This is a genomic window from Listeria monocytogenes, assembly GCF_041765605.1.
In the GTDB taxonomy this organism is placed as follows: domain Bacteria; phylum Bacillota; class Bacilli; order Lactobacillales; family Listeriaceae; genus Listeria; species Listeria monocytogenes_D.
Genome location: NZ_CP168900.1, coordinates 1,550,718 through 1,566,354 on the forward strand (window position 1 = coordinate 1,550,718; position 15,637 = coordinate 1,566,354).

At 38.9% G+C, this 15,637-nt stretch carries 14 protein-coding genes and 1 other RNA gene; 6 read left to right on the forward strand and 9 right to left on the reverse strand.

What is annotated here, in order from left to right; all coding sequences use genetic code 11:
- Positions 1–239: 239 nt before the first annotated feature.
- Both AB2Q86_RS07985 and AB2Q86_RS07990 read right to left on the reverse strand, forming a co-directional pair.
- Entirely contained in the window at positions 240–935 is a 696-nt protein-coding gene (locus AB2Q86_RS07985) for an ABC transporter ATP-binding protein (protein WP_003725979.1), read from the reverse strand.
- 8 nt (positions 936–943) lie between these two features.
- Complete coding sequence (locus AB2Q86_RS07990) at positions 944–2,449, reverse strand: ABC transporter permease (RefSeq protein ID WP_003730151.1); 1,506 nt, start codon at positions 2,447–2,449, stop codon at positions 944–946.
- A gap of 166 nt (positions 2,450–2,615) precedes the next feature.
- On the opposite strand from AB2Q86_RS07990, the gene pieR reads away from it, so the two are divergent.
- A complete protein-coding gene (pieR, locus tag AB2Q86_RS07995; protein ID WP_003730152.1) occupies positions 2,616–3,302 on the forward strand; it encodes a two component system response regulator PieR in 687 nt (228 codons plus the stop codon).
- Positions 3,299–4,738, forward strand: coding sequence for a two component system sensor histidine kinase PieS (gene pieS / locus AB2Q86_RS08000; protein ID WP_014589074.1), 1,440 nt, complete (start codon positions 3,299–3,301; stop codon positions 4,736–4,738). The genes pieR and pieS overlap by 4 nt, the downstream gene beginning before the upstream one ends.
- A 39-nt stretch (positions 4,739–4,777) precedes the next feature.
- Here pieS and AB2Q86_RS08005 read toward each other — a convergent pair whose 3' ends face one another.
- The 7 genes from AB2Q86_RS08005 to AB2Q86_RS08035 form a co-directional block, all read right to left on the reverse strand.
- Positions 4,778–7,174 (reverse strand): ATP-dependent RecD-like DNA helicase, encoded by a 2,397-nt coding sequence (locus AB2Q86_RS08005; RefSeq protein ID WP_012581289.1) that lies wholly within the window; start codon positions 7,172–7,174, stop codon positions 4,778–4,780.
- A 27-nt stretch (positions 7,175–7,201) separates the two neighbouring features.
- Entirely contained in the window at positions 7,202–7,840 is a 639-nt protein-coding gene (locus AB2Q86_RS08010; protein ID WP_077904947.1) for a tetratricopeptide repeat protein, read from the reverse strand.
- Between the two features lie 40 nt (positions 7,841–7,880).
- Positions 7,881–8,621 carry an alpha/beta hydrolase gene (locus AB2Q86_RS08015; RefSeq protein ID WP_012581288.1) on the reverse strand — a complete coding sequence of 247 codons (741 nt, stop codon included), beginning with the start codon at positions 8,619–8,621 and terminating at the stop codon, positions 7,881–7,883.
- A gap of 117 nt (positions 8,622–8,738) precedes the next feature.
- On the reverse strand, positions 8,739–9,854 hold the full coding sequence (gene mnmA / locus AB2Q86_RS08020; RefSeq protein WP_012581287.1) for a tRNA 2-thiouridine(34) synthase MnmA: 1,116 nt from the start codon (positions 9,852–9,854) through the stop codon (positions 8,739–8,741).
- 18 nt (positions 9,855–9,872) lie between these two features.
- On the reverse strand, positions 9,873–11,021 hold the full coding sequence (locus tag AB2Q86_RS08025) for a cysteine desulfurase family protein (RefSeq protein WP_012581286.1): 1,149 nt from the start codon (positions 11,019–11,021) through the stop codon (positions 9,873–9,875).
- A 115-nt stretch (positions 11,022–11,136) separates the two neighbouring features.
- Positions 11,137–11,332, reverse strand: a non-coding RNA gene (ssrS, locus tag AB2Q86_RS08030) — 6S RNA.
- 70 nt (positions 11,333–11,402) lie between these two features.
- Entirely contained in the window at positions 11,403–12,686 is a 1,284-nt protein-coding gene (locus tag AB2Q86_RS08035) for a replication-associated recombination protein A (RefSeq protein ID WP_012581285.1), read from the reverse strand.
- A 148-nt stretch (positions 12,687–12,834) separates the two neighbouring features.
- Between AB2Q86_RS08035 and cymR the strand changes: the two genes are divergently transcribed.
- From cymR to AB2Q86_RS08055, 4 genes are all read left to right on the forward strand, one after another.
- Complete coding sequence (gene cymR, locus AB2Q86_RS08040) at positions 12,835–13,257, forward strand: cysteine metabolism transcriptional regulator CymR (protein WP_003726726.1); 423 nt, start codon at positions 12,835–12,837, stop codon at positions 13,255–13,257.
- A gap of 244 nt (positions 13,258–13,501) precedes the next feature.
- A complete protein-coding gene (locus AB2Q86_RS08045) occupies positions 13,502–14,707 on the forward strand; it encodes an ammonium transporter (RefSeq protein WP_003736669.1) in 1,206 nt (401 codons plus the stop codon).
- Positions 14,708–14,720: 13 nt separating this feature from the next.
- Positions 14,721–15,086, forward strand: coding sequence for a P-II family nitrogen regulator (locus AB2Q86_RS08050; protein WP_003730161.1), 366 nt, complete (start codon positions 14,721–14,723; stop codon positions 15,084–15,086).
- 149 nt (positions 15,087–15,235) lie between these two features.
- A complete protein-coding gene (locus tag AB2Q86_RS08055) occupies positions 15,236–15,616 on the forward strand; it encodes a hypothetical protein (protein ID WP_003730162.1) in 381 nt (126 codons plus the stop codon).
- Positions 15,617–15,637 lie beyond the last annotated feature (21 nt).

Sequence of the window (15,637 nt, forward strand, 5' to 3'; positions counted from 1 at the left end):
GGTAAATCGCGGTACCACCCTGTTTGCAATGATATAGACTTTGTATCATTACCTCTTCAGTTATCTGTTAACGTGGATAAGACGGATCATCTAATGGGAGAGCAATTTTGGTGCAAGCGTGGTTTTCCTTCCAGCCATGGGAAAACTCTCTAATCACGTGGAAACCAAAATCATATTCCTATCATGTATCAATTTCTATTCAACAATAAACTAAATTATAAAGAACGGATGGCTAAATGTCAACTGTTTATTAGACTATTCGTTGATTGTTTCTTTTCAACAAAGCTTCCGTTTTTAAGCGTTAGTTTCACATCGGATACTTTTGCGATCTCGGGGTCATGCGTTACCATGATAACGCATTTACCTTCTTTATGTGCTAAATCTTGGAATAAAGTAACTACTTCTTTACTAGTACGTTCATCCAAATTCCCAGTTGGTTCATCTGCTACAATTAATTCTGTTTCACAGCAGAGAGCCCGCGCTATCGAAACCCGTTGTTGTTGTCCACCGCTTAACGTCAATACTTTTTGGCGTGCCATGTCTTCTGTGATGCCTACTTTTTCCAGCATACTCAGTGCAAAGGCTTTTTTGTCTGGTTGATTGACATGGGTGATTTCCATTGCAGTGGTGACATTTTGTAGTGCGGTCATATAGGTCAACAGATTATAACTTTGGAACACAATTGATACATATTTATTTCTAAACTGTTGTAAGCCAATACTTTTGAGTGAGCTACCTTTATAGAAAATATCCCCTTCTTTTTGCGTATCAAGCCCTCCTGCAAGGGATAAGAAAGTTGTTTTTCCTGAGCCAGAACTGCCGACTACTGTATAAAAAACACCCGCTTCAAAATCATAATTGATGTCACTTAAAATGGATTCTTCTTTCGTTTTATACCAATAAGAAATATTTTCAAATGTTAATACTTTGGTCATATCGTCACCTACTCCTGTTTAGTCAGAATTGTTTTTGGATTCATACGAAGAACGAGTGCAGCTGGTAAAAGGACTGAGATAAAGGCAATTCCGATACCAATTCCGCCCATTTTCAGCATATCTTCTAATGTTACTTGAATATCTAGCTCTTTGATTTGTTCGGTGTTTTTCGTCAAGTTGCTCACGCTCTGACCAAATCCACCCGGACCGCCGCCTTGTCCACTACCACCTGGACCACGGTTTTCTGTCGTCGTTGTTGTTTCAGTAGTAGATGAATTTTGTTGCGCCAATAATTGATTGCCTGCTAATTGTGCTACATAATGACTACTTGCAGCAGCTAGGCCAAAGGAAACAAGTGCTACAATCAAAATTTCCACAAAGAATTGCGCAATCAATTTGCCACGTTTTTCACCAATTGCTAAAAGTACACCCATTTCATACTTACGGTCACGCACTTGCATCATCACGAGTAGGCCCAAGATTAGTGCTCCGGCAATACTCACAATATAAACCACATTTTTAGAGAAAGATGCTACGCTGTTAATCGGCCCAATCATTTGTTGGTAAAGCGTATCATTGGCATCTAGTTTAAATGTATCCCAATCAATGCTGTCAACTTTTTTCGCTTCTTTTTCAAAAGCAGAAATGTTAGCTGCGTCATCCATCGTATAAACAGCCGAATCTACTGTATTTTTATAATCAGAGCCTTTAATTGTATTGGCTACTGTGTAAGGAACATATACTTTGTTGTAAGGATTTAGGAAGGAGAAGTTTTGTGCCATATCACTTCCAGAATCAGTTGTTTTATAGATTCCAACGATTTTTAACGTTACTTTTGTATTACCATCACTGGAAGTAACCGTGAAAGAATCGCCTACTTTCCAATCATTTTCTTTAGCTAAATTCTCTTCTACCATGGCTACATTTTTGTCTTTGTCAGCGGAAGTAATTGCTACACCACTTGTTAGTTCGCTTGTTCCTGCTTCAAAATCAGTGCTTGTAGCAGAATCAAGTAAACCGCTAATGCTTAAATCGGCATCAACCATTTGCGGTCCACCTTGGCCGCCTCCTGGTCCTTGTGTTTCAGTTGTTGTGGATGTTTCATCACTGGAAGAAGATGTATCACCAGAAGACTCAATTGGATCAAATCCGGATGCTAAAGCTTGTGTACTAGAATAATAATTATAACTTGCTACATGATTTAATTTCGCTAATTCATTAGCATCACTAACATCTATCGGACTGCTCTCAAATTGCGGCTTGGATTCTGTGGAACTGCTGTCACTACTTGCAGCCTCGTCTCGCATTGCCTGCATTTGTTTTTCTCGGTCAACAGTCAGTGTTACCGTTCCGCCAAGTTGTTCTCTTGCCAACTCGCTTGCTTTATCTGCGGCAGATTGAATGGTAAAGCCTGATAAAATAAGTACACAGACGACTGTGAAAATAATTAATTGTAAAACAGATCTTCCTTTTCTCGCTTTCATGCTGAGCCATGCTCTCTTAAAAAAATTCATGTGTTTTCCTCCATTCGGTTTCTACTCCACTAAGATTACTGGGGAGTTATGAAGAAAGTATGAACAAACTATGATGCATATTTTAAACTTTCGCGAAAAAAATAATTTGGCTTGATTATTACGTCTAATTAGGCTAGTTTTAATGTAAGAGGAGTGAGTACAGAATATGAAATTACTTATGATAGAAGATAATGTAAGTGTTTGTGAAATGATAGAAATGTTCTTTATGAAAGAAGAAATTGACGCTACGTTCGTTCATGACGGCAAGCAAGGTTATGAAGCGTTTTTTAAAGATGAATATGATATTGCAATTATTGACTTAATGCTTCCTAATATGGACGGTATGACCATTTGCCGTAAAATTCGTGAAGTAAGCGATGTGCCAATTATCATTTTAACGGCTAAGGAGTCAGAATCCGATCAAGTACTTGGTCTCGAAATGGGTGCGGATGATTATGTAACTAAACCATTTAGCCCACTTACCTTAATGGCCCGAATTAAAGCAGTGACACGTCGAAAAAATAGCGCCTCTCCTGCAGAAAACAATGAAGATATTTTAGAAACGACTTATTTTAAAATTAGTAAACGAACACGCGAAATTTTTTATCAAGGAGAGCTCCTTGATGCTCTAACACCAAAAGAATTCGATTTACTCTATTTTTTAATGCAACATCCACGGCAAGTATTTTCAAGAGAGCAATTGTTAGAACAGGTTTGGGGCTATCAATTTTACGGAGATGAGCGCACCGTTGATGTTCATATTAAACGTTTACGCCAAAAAATCGCCACCGAAACAAAGCCATTTTTGCACACCGTCTGGGGTGTCGGCTACAAATTTGATGAAACGGAATGAAGCGAATGAAATTTAAATATGCTTACCAACTATTTTTTACGCAATTTATCATTTTGCTCATTGCTTGTATTATGATTGGGCTGCTTGTCTCCCACTCATTAAAAGATTATTTTTACCAAAGCCAAGTAGATGACTTAACAAGCTACGGGGAAACAATTTCTATGGATCTTCGTCACTCGCCACAAGATGCAACGGTTCAAGTGTTAAACACGTATCAGCGCACTTTAGATGTTAAAAAAATTCATTATACAATCAAAAACGCAAATGACGAAACGATTTATCCTACACAAATGGACCAGCCTCTACCTAAAGACTTTTCGATTTCTTCGGAAGATAAGAAAAAACTGGAAAGCGGCGAAACGGTTAGCAAGAAAATAGATAATCGATTCAATAGAGAAATGACGATTGTTTATGTGCCGATTATGGATGGTGATAAATTTGTCGGTTCTATCGTGCTGAATTCACCTATTAGCGGGACCGAGCAAGTAATTGGTACTATTAATCGTTACATGTTTTATACTATTTTACTTTCCATAACCGTAGCACTTATTCTTAGTGCGATATTGTCCAAACTACAAGTGAATCGAATCAACAAACTACGAGCAGCGACGAAAGATGTTATTCAAGGCAACTACAAAGCCAGACTAAAAGAAAATAACTTTGATGAAATTGGCGCGCTTGCGATTGATTTCAATAAGATGACTCAAACACTGGAAATTTCTCAAGAAGAAATTGAAAGACAAGAAAAACGGCGCCGTCAGTTTATTGCGGATGTTTCTCATGAAATGCGCACCCCACTTACAACGATTAGCGGTCTTACAGAAGGTCTAGTCAATGATATTATTCCCAAAAGTGAAACAGATCGTTGCATAGCACTCATTGATACAGAAGCGAGACGTCTAACAAAACTAGTCAATGAAAATTTGGATTATGAAAAAATTCGAAGCAACAAAATCAAACTTCATAAAACCCGGTTTAATGGGAAGGAATTCCTTGAGTTAATCAAAGAACAACTTGATTATGTAGCCAGTGAGAAAGGTAACAAAATCACTGTCGCAGTGGATAAAGATATGGCGATTTATGCAGATTATGATCGCTTAACGCAAGTATTTATCAATATCGTCAAAAACAGTGTCCAATTTACAGAAAATGGTCAGATTACTTTAACTGGCACTCAAGATTATAAAGAATCTGTTTTAACGATAACTGATACTGGAATTGGTATGAATACAGAGGAATTAGAACAAATTTGGGAAAGGTTTTATAAAGCAGATATGTCTCGGACGAATACCGCTTTTGGCGAATCTGGCATTGGTTTATCCATTGTGAAGCAGCTGATTGAATATCATGATGGAACTATTACCGTAACAAGTGAACCGAATAAAGGTACTTCTTTTACGATTCGACTTCCTTTTTTCCAAGATAACGAACAATAAAAAGAACCACTTTCTATTTATTTAGAGAGTGGTTCTTTTTCATCCTGCCATAAATTGTTCTGGCGTAATCCCTTCCATTCCAATCATCGGATCTATTTCAGTAATATTTTCAGCAGTAAGAATTCGTTTATTCGTCATTTGCTCTAATAATACATCTTCGCTCATTAAACGTTCAGAGAGTGTTGTATTGCGCTTATTTTCATCAATTCGTTCTATCCCCATTCGAAATGCTTCTTCTTCCCCGCAAAGAATAAGAAACTGTTTACTCCTCGTTACCCCTGTGTAAAGTAAATCGCGGCGTAGCATCCGGTAATAACTGCGAACAATCGGCATAATCACTATCGGAAATTCACTTCCCTGTGCTTTATGAATCGAACAACAGTAAGCATGGGTCAATTGATTAAATTCTTGTCTATAGTAAGAAACCTCTGTTTGGTCAAATTGAACGACAATCAAATCTTGTTTTTCGGTATTTTCTTTCGCATAGATAATAGACACAATTTCACCTATGTCCCCATTAAACACATTCTTTTCCGGTTGGTTAATTAATTGAAGTACTTTATCATGCACGCGATATTTTATTTCGCCAAATTGAACTTCTTTCCGACGACCGGTATCATTTGGATTGAAGATTTCTTGTAGTTTTTTATTTAAAACGTCAATCCCTGCTGGACCGCGATACATCGGCGCTAAAACTTGGATATCTTTTGCTCGAAATCCTTTGTTTTTGGCATTTTTCACCACTTGTTCGACTACATCGCCAATTTGGTTTACCGTACAATGGAAAAAAGAGCGATCGGCGCTATTTTTGGTGAAATCAGCTGGCAACATTCCCTCTTTTATATAATGCGCCATTTCGATAATGGATGAGCCATCCTTTTGGCGATAAATATCTGAAAGGGCTACGGTTGGAATTTGTTCTGATTGAAGAATATCTTTGAGTACTTGACCTGGTCCAACAGACGGCAATTGATCTTGGTCACCAACGAGTACGACTTGCATATGCGCTGGTAAAGCACGAAATAATTGGTTAGCAAGCCAAATATCAACCATCGACATCTCATCTACAATCAATAGTCGTCCATCAATAAGCCGCTCTGCATCATCATCCATTTGTTCCTGACCGTTCATTCCAAGCAGACGGTGAATAGTCATCGCCGGAAGTCCAGTTGATTCTGACATTCGTTTAGCAGCGCGACCTGTTGGAGCGGCAAGAAGCACAGGAAACGTTGCTCCATCTTTATAGGCATGCGGATCAAGACTTACACCATTTAGCTCCGCATACAACTCTACTATCCCTTTAATAACTGTTGTTTTCCCTGTTCCGGGACCACCAGTAAGTACGAGCATCGGAGACATTAACGCTTGTTCTAACGCCTGACGTTGAGAATCTCCGTAGTGAACTCCAATCCGTTCTTCTAATTCACCTAGAGCTAGCAGAAATTCAGATTGCGGAAATTGTTCTTGGTATTCTGTTTGTTTAAGCATTCGCTTCACGTGATATGCAAAGCCGCTCTCTGAATAATAGAGCGATGGCATGTAAACACGTGTATTTTCCGTGATAATCTTTTGTTCCTCGGCTAATTTTTCTACTTGAGCCACTAAAATATTTTGGTCAATACGAATGCCTTCGCTTTCTTCCAGTAAATAAGTTACTTCTCCGAGCAGAACCTCTTGCTCCATATATACATGACCTTGTTGCATACAAACCGAATCTAACATAAATAAAATCCCAGCACGAAGCCGTTCTGGATGATTCCCGCCAAGACCTAGTTTCCGCCCAAGTTCGTCGGCACGATGAAAACCAATCCCTTTTACGTCTTCAATTAATTTATAGGGGTTATTTTCTAATACTTCAATCGCATTTTGTTTATAAGCCTGAAAAATTTTCATGGATAATTGTGGACCAAAGCCATATTCGTTTAATCCGACCATCACATGCTCCAACCCTTGATTTTCTCTAAGGGAAGCAAGCAAACTTTCTGCCGCGCCAGATGGCAACTTAGGTACTGTATTTAGCAAGCTCGGATCGGATAAAATTTTTGTGATAGCATCGTCGCCAATCGTATCCACAATATTTTCAGCAGTGACTTTACCAATGCCTTTAAAAAGTTCACCAGATAGATAACTAATTAAACCCGCTCGTGATTGTGGCATTTCCTTACGAAATCGGTCTGCTTTAAACTGTTGACCAAATTTAGCATGTTCCTGCATTTTTCCGTAGAAAGTGTACACTTCTTGCTCGTGAAGCGCTGGGAAAAAGCCAGTTACGATAATATCTTTTTCGTCCCAATCCGCATTGGTTTCTTTGACCAATATTCGTACAACAGAAAAGAGGTTTTCGGCATTGTAAAAAATGGTGGACAACATCGTGCCCTTCATGAAAAGTTCTTCTGGTGTATCGTTAAATAGAGCGAGTGATTCTTGTTCAGCCATCCTAAGCCGCCTCCTTTCTAATTCGTTTTACTCTGCTTCGTTTTCTAAATCTTGAATCGCGTTCAAGGCATTTTCAGCCAACTCATGTGATGCATCTGTAGCAATTGCTCTTTCAAAATAATTTTTAGCAAGAACGATATCCCCTTGCCATGCCAGATAAGCAGCACCAATATTGTAAAGTGCATCTGGATCCTCTGGTTTAACAAGTAAAACGCGTTCTAACATATTAATCGCATCTTCATAAAAACCACTGCGAGCAAGCACAATCCCATATTGAAATAACGCTTCGCCGTCTTCTGGGTTTAACTCGACACTTCTAAGTAAATATGGCATCGCAAGTGTTAGCTCTTCCATTTGAACAAAACTCATTCCTAACATGAAAAATAAATCGCCGTTTTCCATTCCTTGTTTTGTTGCATTTTGGAAGCTATCTGCTGCCTCTTGATAACGCTCTAGTTCATAATATAAATTTCCTAAACTATAGTAAGCAGCTGGAACTGTGTCGTCTAGCTCAAGCGCTCTTTTGAAGAATAATTCTGCACGTTCAAAATCATCCATTGAAAGTAAAACATTTCCAAAATTAATATAACCAACTGGATCACTTGGGTGTTCTTCAATCACTTCTGTAAATAATTTAACTGCTTCTTCTAAATTGCCTTCTTGCATTTGTTTAATGCCTAATTGGTTTTTATCCATGTTATCCCTCTTATCTTTCCTGATTTTTTACAGATGTATTAAGCCACTTAATGAGCGCATTCGCTACTTGGTCTGTTTGTTCTGGTCCACTAATCGTCGCTTTTCCGTCCCCATGTTGCTCTCCATATGAACCGAACTGCGCGTGATTTCCACCTTTAATAGAAACGAAGGTAGTGTCTTTAGGTAAGTATTTTTTATTTTTATTATATGAATCTTGGTTTAACACATCATCATTTGTAGCTGTGATAGATAGTGCTGGAAAAGGTGCATTTTTTAAGGAGCCTTTTTTATCTGGGTAACTAGCTAAGAAAAAAGCGCCTTCGATTTCTTTTTCGTTATCGTGTGCGAATCTAGAAGACATTACACCACCAAGCGAATGTCCACCAATAACAAATTTTTCATCCGGAGCTTCGTCAATAATGTCAGCAGCTCGGTTTTTACCAAACACAGCTAAATTAAAGGGCATTTCAACGATGTACGTTTTGTAACCGCTCGAAGCAAGTTTGTTTGCAAGAGGTGCATAACTTAGAGCGTCAACAAAAGCACCCGGATATAAAATGATACTCATATCGGCATCAGATTTCCGTGGGGTAAAAACAAGAATGTCGTTTTCCTCAAGTACATCCACCGCTTTAGTTGAATTTGCCGCATTTTCAGCAATCGTAGACGGTTCTGAGTTGAAATAAAAATATCCCCATATAAGAAGACAAAATAAAACAATCGCACTCCCAAAAATCGCTATCTTTTTCATAAAGGACCTCTTTTCCCTGTTTCGTATAATATTTTACCATAAAATCTGTTTAAAAAAACGCATTTATGCATGAAAAAACCGGAGTCTCCTAGAAAACAAGATTCTCCGGTTCCAATTTTAGCCTACATAATTTAACTTCGCACCATTTTTCCAAACCGTATCGATGGTTCCACCGCCAAGGCAAATGTCGCCGTCGTAAAATACAACCGCTTGACCTGGTGTGATCGCTCGAACTGGATCAGCGAATACTACTTCTGCTGTCCCATCTTCGCGCAAGTGTACGGTTACTTTAGTGTCCGTTTGACGATAGCGGAATTTGGCAGTACATTCGATTGTTTTCGGTTTTGCTGCATTCGTTGTGAAAGAAATATCTGTCGCAATTAACGAATCTGAATATAGTGTTTCGTGATGGAAACCTTGTTCCACAAACAATACATTTTCTTTTAAGTCTTTACCAACAACAAACCAAGGTTCGCCGTCGCCACCAATACCTAGACCATGACGTTGACCGATTGTGTAATACATCAAGCCGTCATGTTTCCCTAACACTTCACCGTTCAGTGTTCTCATTTCGCCAGGTTGTGCTGGAAGATATTCACTTAAAAATTGCTTGAAGTTTCTTTCGCCGATGAAACAAATCCCTGTGCTATCTTTTTTGTTTGCAGTAGCAAGGCCGGCTTTTTTCGCAATTTCGCGCACTTCTGTTTTTTCCATGGCTCCAAGAGGAAACATCACTTTTTTCAATTGATCTTGTGAAAGTTGATTTAAAAAGTACGTTTGATCTTTATTATTATCGACACCTCGAAGTAATTCGATTTCATCGCCGACTTTTTTCACTTGTGCGTAGTGACCCGTTGCCACAAAGTCCGCACCAAGACTTTCCGCATGTTCTAAAAACGCCTTGAATTTAATTTCTTTATTACACATCACGTCCGGATTTGGCGTGCGCCCAAGTTTGTATTCATCTAAGAAATACGTAAACACTTTATCCCAATACTCTTTTTCAAAATTGACTGCATAATACGGAATACCAATTTGGTTGGCTACGCGAATCACATCATCATAATCTTCCGTTGCTGTACAAACGCCAAATTCGTCCGTATCATCCCAATTTTTCATAAAGATGCCAATAACATCATAACCTTGTTCTTTTAAAATATGAGCAGTGACTGATGAATCTACTCCGCCTGACATGCCGACAACTACACGAATGTCACTATTATTTGTACTCAAAGCTCGCCCCTCACCTTCTTATATTTTCATTAAACGCGTTACTACTTCACTAATTTTCGTAGCCGCCGTTTCCACTTCTTCTAAATGGTTTCCTAATCCAAAACTAATCCGAACGGTCTCTTGAATCGCTGGATGATTTTCACCAAAAAGGGCTACTAATACATGCGATGGATCTACTGTTCCCGCCGTACAAGCCGAACCACTCGAAACTGCAATTCCGTCCATATCTAAATTCATTAATAATTGTTCAATCGAAACTCCTGGAAAACGCACACTAAATACATGTGGCAAAGTGTTGGCTTCTAAACCATTCACTTCAAAATCAAGATCTGCCGAACGCCAAATTTCTGCCATTCGTTTTTTGAAGGAAATATATTCCTCATTTTTTAGCTCTCGTTCATTCATCATGATAGAAGACGCCGCACTAAAACCACAGATTCCTGCTAAATTCTCCGTTCCAGCGCGACGTTTTCGTTCTTGTTCTCCGCCGTGCATTTGGTAGATAAGCCGTGTGCCATTTTTGACGTATAAAAAACCTACGCCACGTGGTCCATTTATTTTATGAGAAGAAGTAGTTAATAAATCTACCCCTAGCTCCGTTACATTTATATTTAATAGCCCGTAAGCTTGTACTGCATCTGTATGAAAAATTGCTTGATGGTCACTTAAAATTGCACCAATCTCCGCAATCGGCTGAATAGCGCCTATTTCATTATTACCATACATAATAGAAACTAGAATTGTATCTGGACGCAAGGCCTCTTGTAAGCTCTCTATAGATACTATTCCATGCTCATCTACTGGCAAATAGGTAACGTCAAATCCTTGCGTTTCAAGGTATTCACATGTTTTTAAGACCGCATGGTGCTCAATCTGCGAAGTAATTATATGCTTGCCTTTTTCTTGTTGTGCTAACGCTGCTCCAATAATCGCCAAATTATCGCCTTCTGTTCCACCACTTGTAAAAATTATTTCTTTTTCTGTAGCATGGATACTATCTGCAATTGTGTGACGAGCTTCATCCAAAGCTTTTCTTGCCTCTCGTCCAGCGTAATGGATACTGGAAGGATTGCCGTACGTATTTGTAATTGCGCCAAGCATCGTTTGGATAACTTCTGGATGAATTGGACTTGTCGCAGCATGGTCTAAGTAAATTCTATTTTCCATTTTTTATCGCGTCCTTTTTTGTAGACGAATTCCTGTTCGCCGTTAATCGTTTCTTATTGTAACAGCAATACTCCTGTAAAGTAAAGAGGAATAACTCCTATTTACACGCAAAAAAAGAAACCCCAATCGTACCGTTTAGGATTCCCTTCCTTTGAACCCGCTATCAATTAAAGCAGGTGGGTGCTCTGTCTAACGGTTTGCACTTCCTCGTGTGAAGGCATGTGCGCCGCGCCGGAACTCCAAGCTCCCTAGGTATAAAAAATTGTTCGGTTCAAAAATATTAGGAACTATATCGAATACATTAGGGTTTCTTTTCTTCATTTAGAATACCATAGGAAAGACGAAATTTCAATGTTAGCGACTTTTCATTTGGCACTTTTTTTATTCTTTTTTTGCTTTGTTTTCGTTAATCTTTTGGTACACACCAGCGATTGTCTGCTCAAATTTCGAAGTGAATTTTGGCGCATAATACAATTTGTTTTTAAGACGATCTGGTAAATATTGTTGATCCACCCAAGCGTTATCATAATTATGTGGATATTTATAATCAATCGCTCGTCCAAGTTTTTCTGCACCAGAGTAATGTCCATCCCGCAAATGATCTGGCACTTCTCCACTGTTCCCTTGGCGAATATCTGCTAGTGCCGCATCAATCGCCATAATAGCAGAATTGGATTTAGGCGAAAGGCAAAGCTCAATGACAGCATTGGCGAGCGGAATTCGCGCTTCAGGAAACCCGACTTTTTCTGCGGTTTGGATGGCTGCGAGTGTGTGCGCTCCGGCTTGTGGACTCGCAAGACCAATATCCTCATATGCCATAACAAGCATTCTCCGGCTAATACTGACTAAATCCCCTGCTTCAATTAAACGTCCCATATAATGGAGCGCTGCATTCACATCGCTACCACGAACAGATTTCTGAAAAGCACTTAATACGTCATAATGGGCATCTCCGTCTTTGTCATGAGCTAAACTTTTCTTTTGTAAACACTCCTCTGCCACATCGAGTGTAATATGAATCACACCATCTTCATTTGGTTCAGAAGAAATGACAGCTAACTCTAAGGCATTCAGCGCACTTCGCACATCGCCGTTACTCGCCGTTGCAAAATGTTTTTTCGCAACCTCATCTATTTCTACATCATAATTCCCAAGCCCGCGTTCTTTATCTGAAAGCGCTCGGTCCATTGTTATCATAATATCTTCAACAGTTAGAGGTTTTAACTCGAAAATTTGTGTTCGACTTCGAATCGCCGGATTAATCGCGATATAAGGATTACTTGTCGTTGCACCTATTAAGATAATCGCGCCACTTTCAAGTAATGGTAGTAAAAAATCTTGTTTCGCTTTATCCAACCGATGTACTTCATCTAAAAGAAGAATAACCGTGCCGCTCATTTTCGCCTCAGCTGCTACTACTTCCATATCTTTTTTATTATTGGTAACTGCATTTAATGTACGGAATGCATATTTTGTACTTCCAGCAATCGCACTTGCTATGGAGGTTTTTCCAATTCCAGGCGGTCCATATAATATCATAGAAGATAATTGTTTTGCTTTGACCATCCGATAAATAATTTTATCTTTACCGACTAAATGCGTTTGTCCCACGATTTCATCTAGTGCTTTCGGGCGCATTCGGTAAGCTAAAGGTTGAATTGCCATATAACCGCTCCTTCTTATTTGCTTGCTTACTATTATAACATAAGAACATCTGTGCGTTCACCTACTTGTTTCCTTTGCCTTCTTTCTGTAATTCCGATATAATAGATGCGGTATAAGCGGTTTTGAAATTACTGGAGGTTAAATAAAAATGAAGATTACAACAAAAGGTCGCTACGGCCTAACAATAACACTTGAACTCGCAAAAAGAATTGGCGATGGCCCGATTTCTCTTCGTAGTATCGCCCAAGATAAAAATTTATCGGAACATTATTTAGAGCAGTTAATTGGCCCCCTTCGTAATGCAGGAATTGTTAAAAGTATCCGCGGGGCTCATGGTGGCTACGTATTGAACGGCGATCCTGAAAAAATCACTGCTGGCGACATCATTCGTACATTAGAGGGTCCGATTGTACTTGTCGAGAGTATGGAAGATGAAGAAGCTGCTCAGCGTGAATTATGGACACGAATGCGCAATGCTGTCCGTGACGTGTTAGATCAAACAACACTTGCTGACTTATTAAAACATTCTACGGATGCTGAACTATCGGATGGTTACATGTTTTATATTTAATGAAAAAAGCCTATTTCCGAATAGGCTTTTTATCTGCCATCGAAACGGAAAATACATCCTATTATTATCTGATTATTCCGAAATAAATCTCAAAAACAAACAATTGAAACCGCTGTATGTTAGATAATCTAACCAAATTTATTGAATTGATAAAATATTCTTGCCTTTATTAAAATATAGTGTATTATAAACGCATAAACAATATATTACATGTTAGTTTATCTAACAAAAAGGAGAGTTGAGTATGGAATCAGTATTTATGTTCTTTTGTACTTTATTGGTTTGGTTAATGACACCAGGAATTGCATTATTTTACGGTGGTATGGTTCGACGCAAAAATGTGTTGAGTACGGCCATGTATAGTTTTAGTTCGATGGCAATTATTTCTATCCTTTGGGTGATTGTTGGGTATTCGTTAGCTTTTGCCCCTGGAAACGGCTTTATAGGAAGTTTTGACTGGACCTTCCTTCATAATGTTGGCTTCGCAGCAAATGATACTTACTCAGATGCTATTCCACATATTCTATTCATGATGTTTCAAATGACTTTTGCAATTTTGACTGTAGCTATCATTTCTGGGGCATTTGCAGAAAGAATGAATTTCTCCGCTTATTTGATCTTCATTATCTTATGGTCGTTACTTGTTTATTCCCCTGTTGCTCACTGGGTTTGGGGTGATGGTGGTTGGTTACGTAATCTCGGTGCACTTGATTTCGCTGGTGGGAATGTTGTTCATATTAGTTCAGGTGTAACAGGGTTAGTCCTCGCAATTATGATTGGGCGTAGAAAAGAAGCCGATTCCGCTTCACCGCATAATTTACCTTTAGCACTTATTGGCGGCATTCTAGTTTGGTTTGGTTGGTACGGATTTAATGTAGGTAGTGCCTTAACAATTGATAATGTAGCCATGATAGCCTTTGTAAACACAAACACGGCCGCTGCAGCAGGTATTATCGGTTGGGGACTCGTTGAATGGTTAACGAATAAAAAGCCCACTATGCTTGGAACCATTTCTGGAGCAATTGCTGGTTTAGTATCCATTACGCCTGCCGCTGGATTTGTCACTGTGCCAAGTTCGCTAATTATCGGTTTCCTCGGCGGAGCACTTTGCTTCTGGGCTGTATTCTGGTTAAAAGGAAAAGTAAAATACGATGATGCACTTGATGCGTTTGGCCTTCACGGCATTGGCGGCATTTGGGGCGGCATTGCAACCGGACTTTTCGCCACAACAAAAGTAAATGAAGCTGGAGCAGATGGATTATTCTATGGCAATGCTTCTCTCGTAGTAAAACAATTAATCGCCATTGGTTCGACGGTAGCATATGTAGCTGTAGCAACGGCTATAATCGTCGTAATTATCAAACTATTTTTACCAATTCGTGTAAATGAAGAACAAGAATACAAAGGACTTGATTTGACGCTGCACGGCGAAAAAGCATATCAAGAATAAAGGAGGCAACAATATGTCTGGATTAACAAAAATCGAAATTATTACTCGCCCAAACCGCTTTCACTTATTTCAAAAAGAACTTGCGAAAATCGGCGTAAGCGGCCTAACTGTCACAAAAGCACTCGGTACTGGCTTAGAGAAAGGATTTATCGAACTTTATCGTGGCACAAAAAAAGAAAGCAATATTCACGAGCGAATGAAAATTGAAATCGTTGTTTCCACTGTTCCTGTGGAAGATGTGCTTCGGGTTGTTAAAGAAACGCTTCGTACCGGCGAACCTGGTGATGGAAAAGTTTTTATTTACCCTCTTCAAGACGTTGTTAAGATCAGTACAGGCGAAACTGGAATCGACGCATTACAAGATAAACCATCAAAATGAATAGTTAAAATGGTGAATTAATTAAAAATGGGGCCTCTATTCTAAAAAATCAATGAGAAATGGCGTTTACCCCTTCCGCTTCTTAGCTTTTACACTTATAATGAAAAAGGAAGAACGTTTAGAACAGATAAGGAGGCGCGAAATTCCCTATGCGTAAAATCCCCATTTTCACCGTTCTAGTAGCTATCCTACTTTTTGGCGGTTATTATCTTTATCAACACGCTTCGTCAAAAGTAGATGTTACCTTTAATTTCGTGGTGGATAAAAAATCAAAAGATAATACCATCACTGGCAAAATTGACGGCGCTGGAAACAAATCAATTACACTACCGCTTTCTGAAGAGAGCTGGGATGCAGTAAAAAAAGGGAATCGCTACAATGTGGAAGCCACTTTTTATAATAAAAATAAAATCAGCTCCAGTGAAGCGAAAGAATTGGACGGCCCATTCTGGTCCAATGATTCCAATCGAGGATTACTAGTTAATAAAGTACATGTAGAAAATATTCAAGAATTAAGTGATGATTTTTAAAACAAAAAGAAGGTGAGCTTA

Excerpts from the sequence above, each read along its gene's own strand:
- AB2Q86_RS08045 (WP_003736669.1), top strand. The coding sequence starts at position 13,502 with ATGGAATCAGTATTTATGTTCTTTTGTACTTTATTGGTTTGGTTAATG.
- cymR (WP_003726726.1), top strand. The coding sequence starts at position 12,835 with ATGAAGATTACAACAAAAGGTCGCTACGGCCTAACAATAACACTTGAA.
- pieS (WP_014589074.1), top strand. The coding sequence starts at position 3,299 with ATGAAGCGAATGAAATTTAAATATGCTTACCAACTATTTTTTACGCAA.
- pieR (WP_003730152.1), top strand. The coding sequence starts at position 2,616 with ATGAAATTACTTATGATAGAAGATAATGTAAGTGTTTGTGAAATGATA.
- AB2Q86_RS07985 (WP_003725979.1), bottom strand. The coding sequence starts at position 935 with ATGACCAAAGTATTAACATTTGAAAATATTTCTTATTGGTATAAAACG.
- AB2Q86_RS08010 (WP_077904947.1), bottom strand. The coding sequence starts at position 7,840 with ATGCAAGAAGGCAATTTAGAAGAAGCAGTTAAATTATTTACAGAAGTG.
- AB2Q86_RS08025 (WP_012581286.1), bottom strand. The coding sequence starts at position 11,021 with ATGGAAAATAGAATTTACTTAGACCATGCTGCGACAAGTCCAATTCAT.
- AB2Q86_RS08050 (WP_003730161.1), top strand. The coding sequence starts at position 14,721 with ATGTCTGGATTAACAAAAATCGAAATTATTACTCGCCCAAACCGCTTT.
- AB2Q86_RS08005 (WP_012581289.1), bottom strand. The coding sequence starts at position 7,174 with ATGGCTGAACAAGAATCACTCGCTCTATTTAACGATACACCAGAAGAA.
- AB2Q86_RS08015 (WP_012581288.1), bottom strand. The coding sequence starts at position 8,621 with ATGAAAAAGATAGCGATTTTTGGGAGTGCGATTGTTTTATTTTGTCTT.
- AB2Q86_RS07990 (WP_003730151.1), bottom strand. The coding sequence starts at position 2,449 with ATGAATTTTTTTAAGAGAGCATGGCTCAGCATGAAAGCGAGAAAAGGA.
- AB2Q86_RS08035 (WP_012581285.1), bottom strand. The coding sequence starts at position 12,686 with ATGGCAATTCAACCTTTAGCTTACCGAATGCGCCCGAAAGCACTAGAT.
- AB2Q86_RS08055 (WP_003730162.1), top strand. The coding sequence starts at position 15,236 with ATGCGTAAAATCCCCATTTTCACCGTTCTAGTAGCTATCCTACTTTTT.